Raw genomic sequence first — 12,241 nt, 5'->3', positions numbered from 1 at the left:
AGACTCCTTAACATGATTGACGTTTACGTCAAAGTGCAGGCCAGCCTTTGCCCGCGCGACGCAGCAGCAGCCAATGCCGGCGCAAAGCCGACAGCCGCACCACGCCATCGAGCGGCGAGCCACTCTCCATTTTCGCCAGATAGGCACGCGACAGGGCCAGCGGCAGAAATGCCGGGCGCAGCGAGACCGGCAGCGCCGATGCGCCCTGTTCGAAGGCGGAAAGATGGTCGCGCGCCAGCGCCATCATCGCTGCCACCGCACGCTTCGCACCAGGGCCGCCATCGCCGGCAACGAACTCCTCCGGTGACGATCCAGCCGCGGCCAGGATATCGGCCGGGACAAAACACTGTCCGCGTTTGCGGTGCAGCGGCAGCAGAAGCAGCAGGCCGGTCATCGCCTGCGCGCAGCCTGCCCGGCCCGCCAGCTCGGCAAACCGTGGCGCCTCGACGGGATCAAGCACCATCGCCGCAAGCTGGATGAGTGCGGCGGCCGTTTCGCCGCAATAGCCTTCCAGGTCGGTGCGCGACGGCATCGGATCGTCGTAGAGGTCGAAAATACGCGCTTCGAGCATGTTGTCGAAGGCCGGCTTCGGCAGGCCGCAAGCGGAAATCGTCGCCTTCAGCGCGTCGGCAACGGGGTGGCCTATGCCCGCGCCGTCGTCTTCGGCGGCAACGACATCGCGCCACCATTGCACCCGCACCTCGCCAGGCAGCGCTTCGTGGATTCGATCGCGAATGCCGGCGATCTCGGCATTGAAGGCGTAGAGCGAAAACAGCGCATCCCGCTTGTCGGCCGGCGCGTAGAGTGCGGTGAGAAAGCGGTCGTGGTCGGCGGCGCGCACCGCATCCATGACGATTTTGGCATTCTGAGACATGTCAATCGACGGCGATGAGCGCGGCGGCCACGGCGCGGTCTTCCGCCAGCAGGACATTGTAGGTCCGCACCGCGGCACCCGTCGACATCGGATCGGACGCAACGCCTGCCGCTTTCAGGGCGGCCCGCAGTGCTGCCGGCAAAGGCCTGAGTTCCCTGCCCATACCGACCAGCAGGATCTCGACCTTGTCGGCTTCGGCCAGCAGCCTGTCGAAATCCGCCACCGTCAGCGCCAGGGGATCCGCCGGCTCCCAGCCATGGATGCCGGATGGCAGGCAGAGCAGCGAGCCGCGATGCGACATGTCGGCGAAGCGGAACCCGCCATTGCCATAGGCCTCGATCGGCGCGCGGCCGGGGAAATGCGCCTCGCGGATGACGATGCCTTTGCCGGTCACCGCTCTGTCACCCCTTCGGGGCCGCGCGTCAGGTCGCGACCGCCTTGCTGCCGTTGACCGGCTTTTCCTCGTCGGCCGAAGCCTGCGGCCGCAACTTGAACAGGATCAGCAGCGGTGCCGCGATGAAGATCGACGAATAGGTACCGAAGATGACGCCGAACAGCATGGCCATGGTGAACGAGCGGATCACCTCGCCGCCGAACAGCACCAGCGCCAACAGCGCCAGGATTGTCGTCACCGAGGTCAGCGTCGTTCTCGACAGCGTCTCGTTGATGGCGTTGTTCAGGAGTTGCGGCAGCGGCATGCGCTTATATTTTCGCAGATCCTCGCGAACGCGGTCATAGACCACGATCGTATCGTTCAGCGAATAGCCGATGATGGTCAGGATCGCCGCCAGCGATGACTGGTTGAACTCAAGCCCGGTGATGACGAAGAAGCCGATGGTCATGACCACGTCGTGCACCGTCGCGATGATGGCGCCGACCGCGAACTGCCATTCGAAGCGGAACCAGACATAGACCAGGATGCCGAGCAGCGCGATCAACATGGCGATCGTGCCTTGCTTGGCGAGTTCGCCCGAAACCGTCGGCCCCACCACTTCGACGCGGCGGAAGTCATAATTGTCCTGCAGTTCGCCGCGCACCTTATCGATGACCGTCTGCTCGGCATTCTCGCCGCCATCCTGCGTACCGACGCGGATCAGCACGTCATTCGGCGCACCGAACTGCTGCACCTGGACCTCACCGATGTTGAGTTCCGACAACCGGCCTCTTATGTCGGCGATATCCGCATTGCCACTTTTGGCCTGCACCTCGATCAGCGAACCGCCCTTGAAATCGATGCCGTAGTTGATGCCGACGGTCATGAACAGCACCACGGACAGGATCGACAGTGCGCTCGACAGCGTGAACGTCCAGCGGCGGATGCCCATGAAGGGGATCTTGGTGCCCGGCGGAACGAATGTGACTGGAGCGCGCGGCATTTCCTTCGGGCGCGCGCGGCGCAACCAGATCGAGACCAGCATCCGGGTGAAGGTGAAGGCGGTGAAGACCGTGGTCAGGATGCCGATGGCATAGGTGATGGCAAAGCCCTTGACCGGTCCCGTACCGAGATAGAACAGCACCACCGTGGCGATCAACGAGGTGACGTTGGAATCGACGATGGTTGCCAGCGCCTTCGAGAAGCCGGTGTCGATCGCTTGGATCACGGAGCGGCCGTTTCGTCGCTCCTCGCGGATGCGTTCGTAGATCAGCACGTTGGAATCGACCGCCATGCCGATGGTCAGCACGATACCGGCGATACCAGGCAAGGTCAGTGTTGCGCCAAGGAGTGACAGCAGCCCGACGATCATCGCCACGTGCACCGCCAGCGCGATGTTGGCGAGGAAGCCGAGGAAGCCGTAGGCGACGAACATGAAAGCCACGACGAGGACCGAGCCGATGATGCCGGCAACCTTGCCGGCATGGATGGAATCCTGGCCGAGGCCCGGGCCAACCGTGCGCTCTTCGATCACCGTCAGCGTCGCGGGCAACGCGCCGGCGCGCAGCAGCACGGCGAGATCGTTGGCGCTTTGGGCAGTGAAATTGCCCGAAATCTGGCCAGTGCCGCCAAGGATCGGCTCGCGGATCTGCGGCGCCGATATCACCTGATTGTCGAGGATGATGGCAAACAGCTTGCCGACATTCTGTGCCGTGGCCTGGCCGAAGCGCGCCGCGCCTTTCGAATCGAAGCGGAACGAAACCACCGGCTCGTTGTTCTGCGAATTGTATGTCGCCTGGGCATCGACGAGATTTTCGCCCGAAACGATGACGCGGTTTTCGATCAGATAGGGAACCGGCGGATCGTCCTGCGAATACAGCACCGAAGATCCGGCAGGCGGGCGGCCATTGAGCGCGTCCTGCACCGGCATCGACTGGTCGACCATCTGGAAGGTCAGCTTGGCGGTCTGGCCGAGGATTTCCTTCAGCCTTTGCGGGTCCTGAAGGCCCGGCACCTGGACAAGGATACGGTCGTCGCCCTGCCGCTGCACGATGGGCTCGGTCGTGCCGAGTTCGTTGACGCGGCGCTCGACCACTTCGATCGACTGCGTCAGGGCGGTCGATGTGCGGTATTTGATGCCGGCATCGGTGACGTTGAACTTGAGCAGGCCGGGCTCGGAATCGTCGAGCGTCATTTCCTGGATCGAACCACCGGTGAACAGTCCGGCAGCGACCGGGTCGGTCAGCGACTTCAGCGCTTTCTTGGCGGCGTCGAGCTGGGCGGGATCGGTGATGCGGACCTGCAAGGTCCGCCCCGTGCCGGCAAGGCCGGTATAGCCGATCTTGGCGTCACGCAGCAGCGTGCGGATTTCGTCGCGCGTCGTCTCCAGCCGGTCCTTGATCAGGTCGTTCTGGTTCATCTCCAGCAGGATGTGCGAGCCGCCCTGCAGATCGAGGCCGAGCGTCATCTGGCGCTTCGGCACCCAGCTGGGGAGTTGGGCCAGCGTGCTGGCGGAGAACAGATTGGGCGCGGCGAGGATCACTGTGATGGCCACGGCCACCCAGATCAGGATCATCTTGAAGCGCGAAAAATAAAGCATATGGCGTCGTCCGTCAGAGCGTGTCCGCGGATCGCTCCGCCTGAAATTCGGTTATTTCTTGGCGTTCTGGTTCGCCACCGGCTCGCCCTTGACGCGCACATCGGCGATCGTCGAACGCAGCGCCGTCACCTTGGTGCCACCGCCCAGGTCGATCTCGAGTTCGTTGTCGTCGATCACCTTGGTCACCTTGCCGACGAAGCCGCCGCCAGTGACGACCGTGTCGCCACGACGAACCGCGGCCAGCATCTCGCCGCGCTTCTTCAGCTGCGTGCGCTGCGGCCGGATGATCAGAAAATACATGATCACGAAAATCAGGACAAACGGCAAAATGCTGATGAACATGTCGGGAGAAGCCCCAACGCCTTGGGCGTATGCCGGTGTCACGAACATCGAGGTACTCCTGAATTTTGAAAACAGCCGCCACCCGTCCTTGTGGAGTTTGGCGGCCCCTTGAAATTTGGCCGGAATATAGTCGGTAAAGTTGCCAATGCAACTGCGTGGCCCGCCAAATCGGCCGCTTTTCCGGCCTGTTGAGCCGTGTTAGAGCATGATCGCCAACAGCAGGAGCCGGTTTTCGGAAAAGATCACGCTCGAACAAAAGGTTGCAACCGGTTTCGACCCCGACGGAATCGGCACGCTCCCCACTTCAAAACGCGAAAAACAAAAGACCGACATGACCGACAGCAGCATTGACGCCCTCAACAACAAGCTCGACAGCCTGATCGAAGCGGTTAGCCGCCTCGCCCCGCCACCGGTACCTGAAACGGACATCGGCGTGGCCGACTGCTTCGTCTGGCAGGCGGATCCCGGCTATCTGGAGCCGGTGCGCAAGGTCAACCGCGTCGACATCGGCCTGATCCGTGGCGTCGACCGCGTCCGCGATATCCTTGTCGACAACACCGAACGCTTCGCTGCCGGATACGCAGCCAACAACGTGTTGTTGTGGGGCGCGCGCGGCATGGGCAAATCGTCGCTGGTCAAGGCCGTGCATGCCGAGATCAACGCCAGGGCCAAGTCCGACCTGCCGCTGAAGCTGATCGAAATCCACCGCGAGGACATCGACACGCTGCCGAAGCTGATGGGGTTGGTGAAGTCAGCCCCCTTCCGCTTCATCCTGTTTTGCGACGACCTCTCCTTCGACCACGACGACACCTCCTACAAGTCGCTGAAGGCGGCGCTCGAAGGCGGCGTCGAGGGCCGCCCGGCCAACGTCATCTTCTACGCCACCTCGAACCGGCGTCACCTCTTGCCGCGCGACATGATCGACAATGAGCGCTCGACCGCCATCAACCCGTCCGAAGCGGTCGAGGAAAAGGTCTCGCTGTCCGACCGGTTCGGCCTGTGGCTCGGCTTCCACAAATGTTCGCAGGACGAGTATCTCGACATGATCGACGGCTATGTCCGCCATCACGACCTCGCCATCGATCCTGAGACGTTGCGCGCCGAAGCACTGGAATGGGCAACAACGCGCGGCAGCCGCTCGGGCCGCGTCGCCTGGCAGTTCACCCAGGACCTGGCTGGGCGGCTCGGTAAGCAGCTCAAGGATTAGGGTCGGGGAAAAGCAACTGAAAAAGCCCGCTCCTTGCGGGGCGGGCTGAGCCGGCGGGCCGGACTGGAGGTCAGGCAGCCCGCAAAATCGCTTTCTTGTTCTATTCGAGACAGCCCGGCTACTCGAGATAGCCAGAGGGGTCGACCGGGGCGGAGTTCTTGCGCACTTCGAAGTGCAGCTTCGGCGAGTCCGTCGTGCCGCTCATGCCCGACAGCGCGATCTCCTGGCCGCGCTTGACCTTCTGGCCGCGCTGCACCTCGATCGAGCTGGCATGGCCGTAGACGGTGACCAGGCCGTTCTCGTGGCGGACCAGCACCGTATTGCCGAATTCCTTGAGGCCGTCGCCGGCATAGATGACTACGCCGTTCTCGGCCGCCTTGACCGGCGTTCCCGTCGGCACGGCGATGTCGACACCGTCCTTGCCTGACCCGAAACCGGAGATCACCCGGCCGCGCACCGGCCAGCGCATCTTGCCGATGCCGGTTGCGTCCGGTGCAACCGCCTCGTCGTCCTCGGCCTGCTGGATGACCTTGGAATCTTTCTTTGGTGGCGTGTAGGACGCCAGCGTTTCCGACGGCGTGGTCTTTGCCGCGGGCTGCGTGGTGGCCGTCGTCACCGGATCGACCTTCGCCGGCTTGGCGCTGGCGACGGTCGCGGTTCCGCCGGCCGGCACCTTCAAGGTCTGGCCGATCTTGAGCAAGCCGTCCTTCATGCCGTTGGCCTGCTTCAGCGCAACGGTGCCGACACCGGTCTTCCTGGCGATCGAAGAAAGCGTGTCGCCCGACTGGACCGTGTAGGTGCCGGCAGCGCCGGTTGCCTTGGCTGCGGCCACCTGCTGCTTGGGCTCCTTGGGCTGGCTTGCGGCGGCCGAAGTATCGACCTGAGCGGCGGACTTGCCCTCCTTAGGCTTGGGCTGTTGCGGCAGGACGGCGACCTTGTCCGGCGCGGTGGCCGGCAGGTCGTGCTTGCCGTTTTTCGCTGGCTTGGCGTCGGCGACTTTCGGCTCCGATTTGCTGGAGTAGGCGTAGGCCGGGATGACCAGCTTCTGGCCGGTCTTCAGCGCCTTGGTCGCGCTCAGCCCGTTGACCTTCATGATCACGTCGGCCGGCACCTTATAGTGCTGCGCCAGGCCGGAAATCGTTTCGCCATCCCTGACGACGATCTCGGTTGCATGCGGCGTTCCGGCCGCGGCGACGCGCGGCGCGTCGGGCTGCGCAACCTTGAACGGCGATGCCGCCGGAGCGACTGTGCCGGTCGTGGTCCGGTCGACATGCGGCGCCGGGGCCAATGCGGTGCGGACCGGCTTTGCGGCAGGCGCGAGTGCCGGAGCCGGCTGTGCCTGGGCAACGGGCGGAGGCAGCGGCCGCGTCGAGACCGGTTCGAGACTGGAGCGGCTGACCGATTGCGTATGGCTGCCGTCGACCGGAGCGGCCGCGACATCGCCCGGATAGGGCTGCACGGCGTCCTGCTTGTTGATGATGGCGCGCTGGTTGTTGGTCGACGAGGTAAAGACGTCATCGACGCTGTTGAAGCGTGAAGCCTGGGAGCTGCACCCTGCCGCAGCGCCTGCGATCATGAGTACGGCACAACCACGCATCAGGTTGCGTCCGTTTGTCTTCAAAACACTGAGTTGCATCGCACTAACCCGCACATACCCGGTACAAACTAGGCATGATTAAAGCGCGTTAATGTTACTCGTCGGTTAACCCCATAGAATCCGATGCGAATTTTCTTAAAATATTTGAGATCGCTTGCAGAGTGCCGAAGCTATGCTCAGGACGGGCTGGCTAGTCGACCCGCCGAACCGGATGCAGCGGATTGCGGCCCCACAATTCGCAGGCCGCCACCGCATAAAAGATCACTCTAAATGACGGCGGCGACGCTGCGCAGGATCGGCTGCAGGCGCACGAGACCGATGTCTTCGCGTTCGAACCGGCTGCCGACCTTGGTCAGCTTGGCCAGCACCTGTTCGCCCTCTTCCGGTCCGATCGGGGCGATGACGATGCCGCCGCTCGACAATTGGTCGAGCAGGAAGCGCGGCAGGCTGTCGAAGGCAGCCCAGGCGACGATGCGATCGAACGGCCCTTCGTTCGGCAGGCCACCGGAACCGTCCGCCTGGCGCACGATGACATTGCCGATGCCGAGCGCCTCGAAGCGCTGCCTGGCCTGCTCGACAAGCGTCTTGTAGCGGTCGGCGGTGACGACCCGAGCCGCCAGCCGCGATATCACCGCCGCCGTGTAGCCCGAACCCGTGCCGATCTCGAGCACACGGTTGCCCTGCTCGATGGCAAGGGCTGAGATCACCGCCGCCTGCAGATCAGCCCCTTCGATCGCCTCGCCGCATTCGATCGGCAGCATACGGTCCGACCAGGCGATCGGATGGTATTGGGCGCCAAGGAAACCGCGCCGCGGTGTCGCCTCGAAAGCCGCGATCAGCGCCTTCGGCACCGTCCCCCTGCCGCGCAAACGCAGCAGAAAGGCGGCAAAACCTTCGCGGTCGTCGATTGGGAGGCCCTGGTTCATGCAAGCGCCTTGCTCAGTTGGTCACGGATTTCATGCGCTGTGAGGTCGAGCTGCAATGGCGTCACCGACACCAACCTGTTGCGCAAGGCATGGAGGTCGGTGCCTTGCTTGCCTTCGACTGGCTCGCGGCCGAAGCGCAGCCAGTAGTAAGGCAGGCCGCGCCCGTCGCGGCGCTCGTCGACCCACAGGCTGTGCACGAGTTTGCCTTGTGAGGTCACCACCGTGCCTGCGACCTCTTCAGGAAGGCAGTTCGGAAAATTGACGTTGAGCAGCACGCCGTCCGGCAGCGGCGCCGCCACCAGTTTCTGCAGCAGTGCAGGCGCCAGCGCTTCGGTCGTCTCGTAGGGGACAATCCGATCCTCGCCGACATAGCTGTAGCCCTGGCTGAGCGCGATCGAGCGGATGCCGAGCAGCGCGCCCTCCATGGCGCCGGCGACAGTTCCCGAATAGGTGACGTCGTCGGCGATGTTGGCGCCGGAATTGATGCCGGACAGGATCAGGTCGGGGGCACCGGGCAGGATCTTCTTGACGCCCATGATGACGCAATCGGTCGGCGTGCCGCGCACGGCAAAATGCTTCTCGCCGATCTTGCGCAGCCGCAGCGGCTCCGAGATCGACAGCGAGTGCGCATAGCCGGACTGGTCCTGCTCCGGCGCCACCACCCAGACATCGTCGGACAGCGTGCGCGCAACCCGTTCGAGCGAGGCCAGGCCCTCGGCATGAATGCCGTCGTCATTGGTCAGGAGGATGCGCATTATTTCGATTCGATCTTTTCCCGGCCGCCCATGTAAGGCCGCAGCACTTCAGGAATGGTTACGCTGCCATCCTCATTCTGGTAGTTTTCGATGACGGCTATGAGCGCGCGGCCGACCGCGGTGCCTGAACCGTTGAGCGTATGGACGAAGCGGTTGCCCTTGCCGTCCTTGTCCTTGTAGCGGGCGTCCATGCGGCGCGCCTGGAAATCGCCGCACACCGAACAGGACGAGATCTCGCGATAGGCGTTCTGGCCGGGCAGCCAGACTTCGATGTCATAGGTCTTGCGCGCGCCAAAACCCATGTCGCCGGTGCACAGCGTCATGGTGCGGAACGGCAGCTCAAGCCTCTTCAGCACTTCCTCGGCGCATTGCGTCATCCGCTCGTGCTCGGCGAGCGACGATTCCTGATCGGTGATCGACACCAGCTCGACCTTGTAGAACTGGTGCTGGCGCAGCATGCCGCGCGTGTCGCGCCCGGCCGAGCCAGCCTCCGACCGGAAGCACGGCGTCAGTGCGGTATAGCGCAGCGGCAGTTTTTCATGCGCGGTGATTTCTTCGCGCACGAGGTTGGTGAGCGGCACTTCGGCGGTGGGGATCAGGCCAAGCCTGCCCTCCCCGTGCAGCGTGAAGAAAAGATCCTCCTCGAATTTCGGCAACTGGTTGGTGCCGAAAAGAACGTCGTCCTTGACCATCAATGGCGGGATGACTTCCTCATAGCCATGCTCGGTCGTGTGCAGGTCGAGCATGAACTGGCCGAGCGCCCGTTCCATCCGCGCCAGCCCGCTCTTCAGCACCGTGAAGCGCGAGCCAGACAGCTTCGCCGCGCGCTCGAAATCCATCATGCCGAGCGCTTCGCCGATCTCGAAATGCTCCTTCACCCAGTTCGGACGCGTCGGCAGCTTGCCAACGATGTGCTTGACGACGTTGTCGTGCTCGTCCTTGCCGACCGGCACATCGTCGAGCGGCACGTTGGGCAGGACCGCCAGCGCATCGTTGAGCGCCTTGTCAAGTTCGCGTTCGCGCGCCTCGCCATTCTGGATGAAAATCTTGATCTCGCCGACTTCGGCTTTCAGTCTTTCGGCAAGCGCCGCATCGCCCGAACGCATGGCGTTGCCGATCTCCTTCGAGGCGGCGTTGCGGCGCTCCTGCTTGGTCTGCAGCTCGGTGACGTGTTCGCGCCGCGCTTCGTCCGAGGCGATCAGCCCGTCGACCGTGGACTGCGCCTCGCCGGCCGACCACGAGCGCTTCACGAGCGCCTCGACAAGGGCCTTCGGATTGTCGCGAATCCATTTGATATCAAGCATGGTTTGAACGCTCCTGGGTAGCATGTCGCCCAAAAGTGCGCAGCGGTTTTGGGATAACGACCTGCTTAAAACAAAAACTGAAACGCATCGCTTTGATGGCGATGCGTTTCAGCCAGAGGGCGTAAACCGCATCGTTGATCGATGCAAGATCGGGCGTGATGAAGCCAGGGCTGCGAGCTCGCTTTCGAGCGCTTTACCAGGGATGGCGCGAGAGCCTGAAACTAAAAACCCGCCTTGCGGCGGGTCGCTGGCGCAAATCAGCACCATGCCTGAATTAATAGCATAATTGCCGTCACAAAGCAATCGATTCCGAGGCCGCCGACCCCGTGGCGGGGGCGCCGCGCCATAGCCTATGTGGATGACTTTTCGGCCACCTCTTCCGCCGCGTCCTGCTTCTCGCGCGCCACCCGCTGCTTTTCCTGATCGCGCTCGATCAGCCGCGCAGCCCAGATGGAGACCTCGTAGAGCAGGATCGTCGGAATGGCCAAGCCGATCTGGCTCATCGGGTCGGGCGGCGTCAGCACCGCCGCGACGACGAAGGCAATGACGATCGCCCATTTGCGCTTCTCGGCCAGCGCCTTCGACGACAGCATGCCGACGCGCGTCATCAGGCTGGTCACCACCGGCAACTGGAACACCAGGCCAAAGGAGAAGATCAGCGTCATGATCAGGCTGAGATATTCCGACACTTTCGGCAGCAGCGAAATCTGCACCTGATCGTCGGTGCCGGCCTGCTGCATGGCGAGGAAGAACCACATCACCATCGGCGTGAAGAAGAAATAGACCAGCGATGCGCCCATCAGGAACAGGACCGGCGATGCGATCAGGAACGGCAGGAAAGCGTTGCGTTCGTTCTTGTAGAGGCCGGGCGCGATGAACTTGTAGATCTGCGTGGCGATCAGCGGGAAGGCGATGACCATGCCGCCGAACATGGCGAGCTTGACCTGCGTGAAGAAGAATTCCTGCGGCGCGGTGTAGATTAGCTCGACCTTGTGCGGATCAAGCCCGGCCCATTTCGTCGCCCATTTGAACGGGACGACCAGAAGGTTGAAAAGCCTCTTGGCGAAGAAGAAGCAGACCAGGAAGGCGACGAAGAAGCCGCCGAGCGACCAGATCAGCCGCCGGCGCAGCTCGATCAGATGCTCCATCAGCGGCGCCGACGATTTCTCGATCTCGTCTCTTTCCTTGTCCGAAACGCTCACTTGGCGGCTCCAGCCGTCTTCTTGGCCGCAGGCTTCTTCGCCGCGGCAGGCTTCGGTTCGGCTTTCGTCCCCGTCTTGGACACGATTGGCTTGGTCGCGATTGGCTTGGTCGCGACCGTCTTGGTCGCAGTGGGCTTCGTAGCTTTTTCAGGCTTTGCCGCCGCCTTGGACGCAGGTGTGGCCTTGGCGGTCATCGCTTTTGCCGGCGCGGAAGCCGTCGTGCCATTGGCCGACGTGGCAGGCGCTTTCGCAGCCGCTTTCGCGGGCACAGCCTTGGCCACTTTCTTCACCGCCGACGTCTTCGCCGCGACCGGTTCGGCCGGCACTGCCGCCGTCACCACCGATTCATCGGTCATTGCCGGAAAAATCGGCGCTGCCGGTGCTGCTTCCGGCCCACTGACGCCAGGCATGGTCGTCGCGCCGTTCTTCAACGGTTCGGCCGCCTGCGGCGTCGAAGCGGCTGGCGCTGTCGGATCATCTGCCGGCTTCGGCTTCATCACCGCGTCGACGCCGGAGCGCACATCGGCCGCCGCCTGTTCGAACGGATTGAGCTGCTTCCTGATCTCGGACATCGGGCTGAGGCCCCTGAGCTCGTCGACCGACTTCTTGACGTCGTCGAGCTCGGCTTCCTTCAGCGCCTCGTTGAATTGCTTCTGAAAGTCGGACGCCATGGCACGCAGCTTGGCCGTCGTGCGGCCGAAGGTGCGCAGCATATTGGGCAAATCCTTGGGCCCGACGACCACGATCATGACGATCGCGATGACCAGCATTTCGGTCCAGCCGACTTCAAACATGGCACTCTGTTCCGACTAGAACCTTTGGCTCAGCTCTTGCTGGCTTTTTCCTTCGCGGCCGAAACGGTCTCGTCGGCGCGGTGCTCGACGGTGCGCTTGTCTTCGGCAACATCGTCGTCCGCCATGCCCTTCTTGAAGCTCTTGATGCCCTTGGCCATGTCTCCCATCAACTCGGGGATCTTGCCGCGGCCGAACACCAGCAGCACGATCACGAGCACGATCATCCAGTGCCAAATCGAAAACGAACCCATAGCAAATCTCTCTCGAA

Annotated in this window: 13 protein-coding genes; 2 read left to right on the top strand and 11 right to left on the bottom strand. The window is 63.1% G+C overall.

The features are described 5' to 3' along the window. Positions 1–28: 28 nt before the first annotated feature. Genes HNQ71_RS17360 through yajC form a run of 4 tightly spaced genes read right to left on the bottom strand, consistent with a single transcriptional unit; the run spans position 29 to position 4,236 of the window. Positions 29–874, bottom strand: coding sequence for a phytoene/squalene synthase family protein (locus HNQ71_RS17360; RefSeq protein ID WP_184873757.1), 846 nt, complete (start codon positions 872–874; stop codon positions 29–31). A 1-nt stretch (position 875) separates the two neighbouring features. Then, positions 876–1,268, bottom strand: a complete 393-nt coding sequence (locus HNQ71_RS17355) for an MTH938/NDUFAF3 family protein (protein WP_184873756.1) — start codon at positions 1,266–1,268, stop codon at positions 876–878. Positions 1,269–1,296: 28 nt separating this feature from the next. After that, complete coding sequence (gene secDF, locus HNQ71_RS17350; protein WP_184873755.1) at positions 1,297–3,846, bottom strand: protein translocase subunit SecDF; 2,550 nt, start codon at positions 3,844–3,846, stop codon at positions 1,297–1,299. 51 nt (positions 3,847–3,897) lie between these two features. Then, the gene (yajC, locus tag HNQ71_RS17345; RefSeq protein WP_008876289.1) at positions 3,898–4,236 is read right to left on the bottom strand and encodes a preprotein translocase subunit YajC; all 339 of its coding nucleotides are present in this window, start codon (positions 4,234–4,236) and stop codon (positions 3,898–3,900) included. 283 nt (positions 4,237–4,519) lie between these two features. On the opposite strand from yajC, the gene HNQ71_RS17340 reads away from it, so the two are divergent. Next, positions 4,520–5,395 (top strand): ATP-binding protein, encoded by an 876-nt coding sequence (locus tag HNQ71_RS17340; protein WP_184873754.1) that lies wholly within the window; start codon positions 4,520–4,522, stop codon positions 5,393–5,395. Between the two features lie 118 nt (positions 5,396–5,513). On the opposite strand, the gene HNQ71_RS17335 is transcribed toward HNQ71_RS17340, so the two are convergent. The 4 genes from HNQ71_RS17335 to serS form a co-directional block, all read right to left on the bottom strand. Continuing rightward, positions 5,514–7,031, bottom strand: a complete 1,518-nt coding sequence (locus tag HNQ71_RS17335) for a peptidoglycan DD-metalloendopeptidase family protein (protein ID WP_184873753.1) — start codon at positions 7,029–7,031, stop codon at positions 5,514–5,516. Between the two features lie 227 nt (positions 7,032–7,258). Next, positions 7,259–7,918, bottom strand: a complete 660-nt coding sequence (locus HNQ71_RS17330; RefSeq protein WP_184873752.1) for a protein-L-isoaspartate(D-aspartate) O-methyltransferase — start codon at positions 7,916–7,918, stop codon at positions 7,259–7,261. Then, positions 7,915–8,673 (bottom strand): 5'/3'-nucleotidase SurE, encoded by a 759-nt coding sequence (gene surE / locus HNQ71_RS17325; RefSeq protein ID WP_184873751.1) that lies wholly within the window; start codon positions 8,671–8,673, stop codon positions 7,915–7,917. Before surE ends, HNQ71_RS17330 begins: the two co-directional genes overlap by 4 nt. Next, on the bottom strand, positions 8,673–9,977 hold the full coding sequence (serS, locus tag HNQ71_RS17320; RefSeq protein ID WP_184873750.1) for a serine--tRNA ligase: 1,305 nt from the start codon (positions 9,975–9,977) through the stop codon (positions 8,673–8,675). Before serS ends, surE begins: the two co-directional genes overlap by 1 nt. 22 nt (positions 9,978–9,999) lie before the next feature. On the opposite strand from serS, the gene HNQ71_RS17315 reads away from it, so the two are divergent. Further along, on the top strand, positions 10,000–10,263 hold the full coding sequence (locus tag HNQ71_RS17315) for a hypothetical protein (RefSeq protein WP_184873749.1): 264 nt from the start codon (positions 10,000–10,002) through the stop codon (positions 10,261–10,263). Between the two features lie 64 nt (positions 10,264–10,327). On the opposite strand, the gene tatC is transcribed toward HNQ71_RS17315, so the two are convergent. Genes tatC through HNQ71_RS17300 form a run of 3 tightly spaced genes read right to left on the bottom strand, consistent with a single transcriptional unit; the run spans position 10,328 to position 12,224 of the window. Then, complete coding sequence (tatC, locus tag HNQ71_RS17310) at positions 10,328–11,179, bottom strand: twin-arginine translocase subunit TatC (protein ID WP_184873748.1); 852 nt, start codon at positions 11,177–11,179, stop codon at positions 10,328–10,330. Beyond that, on the bottom strand, positions 11,176–11,973 hold the full coding sequence (tatB, locus tag HNQ71_RS17305) for a Sec-independent protein translocase protein TatB (protein WP_184873747.1): 798 nt from the start codon (positions 11,971–11,973) through the stop codon (positions 11,176–11,178). Before tatB ends, tatC begins: the two co-directional genes overlap by 4 nt. 29 nt (positions 11,974–12,002) lie before the next feature. Then, entirely contained in the window at positions 12,003–12,224 is a 222-nt protein-coding gene (locus HNQ71_RS17300) for a twin-arginine translocase TatA/TatE family subunit (RefSeq protein ID WP_095087696.1), read from the bottom strand. Between the last annotated feature and the right edge of the window lie 17 nt (positions 12,225–12,241).

This window comes from Mesorhizobium sangaii (assembly GCF_014207355.1).
GTDB lineage: Bacteria > Pseudomonadota > Alphaproteobacteria > Rhizobiales > Rhizobiaceae > Mesorhizobium > Mesorhizobium sangaii.
Note: the sequence above shows the minus strand (reverse complement) of the source record. Positions and strands in the feature narration are given on the sequence as shown.

Coding starts and splice junctions, on each gene's coding strand:
- HNQ71_RS17315 (WP_184873749.1), top strand. CDS start 10,000: ATGTCGCCCAAAAGTGCGCAGCGGTTTTGGGATAACGACCTGCTTAAA.
- HNQ71_RS17335 (WP_184873753.1), bottom strand. CDS start 7,031: ATGCAACTCAGTGTTTTGAAGACAAACGGACGCAACCTGATGCGTGGT.
- tatB (WP_184873747.1), bottom strand. CDS start 11,973: ATGTTTGAAGTCGGCTGGACCGAAATGCTGGTCATCGCGATCGTCATG.
- surE (WP_184873751.1), bottom strand. CDS start 8,673: ATGCGCATCCTCCTGACCAATGACGACGGCATTCATGCCGAGGGCCTG.
- HNQ71_RS17340 (WP_184873754.1), top strand. CDS start 4,520: ATGACCGACAGCAGCATTGACGCCCTCAACAACAAGCTCGACAGCCTG.
- HNQ71_RS17330 (WP_184873752.1), bottom strand. CDS start 7,918: ATGAACCAGGGCCTCCCAATCGACGACCGCGAAGGTTTTGCCGCCTTT.
- secDF (WP_184873755.1), bottom strand. CDS start 3,846: ATGCTTTATTTTTCGCGCTTCAAGATGATCCTGATCTGGGTGGCCGTG.
- HNQ71_RS17300 (WP_095087696.1), bottom strand. CDS start 12,224: ATGGGTTCGTTTTCGATTTGGCACTGGATGATCGTGCTCGTGATCGTG.
- yajC (WP_008876289.1), bottom strand. CDS start 4,236: ATGTTCGTGACACCGGCATACGCCCAAGGCGTTGGGGCTTCTCCCGAC.
- serS (WP_184873750.1), bottom strand. CDS start 9,977: ATGCTTGATATCAAATGGATTCGCGACAATCCGAAGGCCCTTGTCGAG.
- HNQ71_RS17360 (WP_184873757.1), bottom strand. CDS start 874: ATGTCTCAGAATGCCAAAATCGTCATGGATGCGGTGCGCGCCGCCGAC.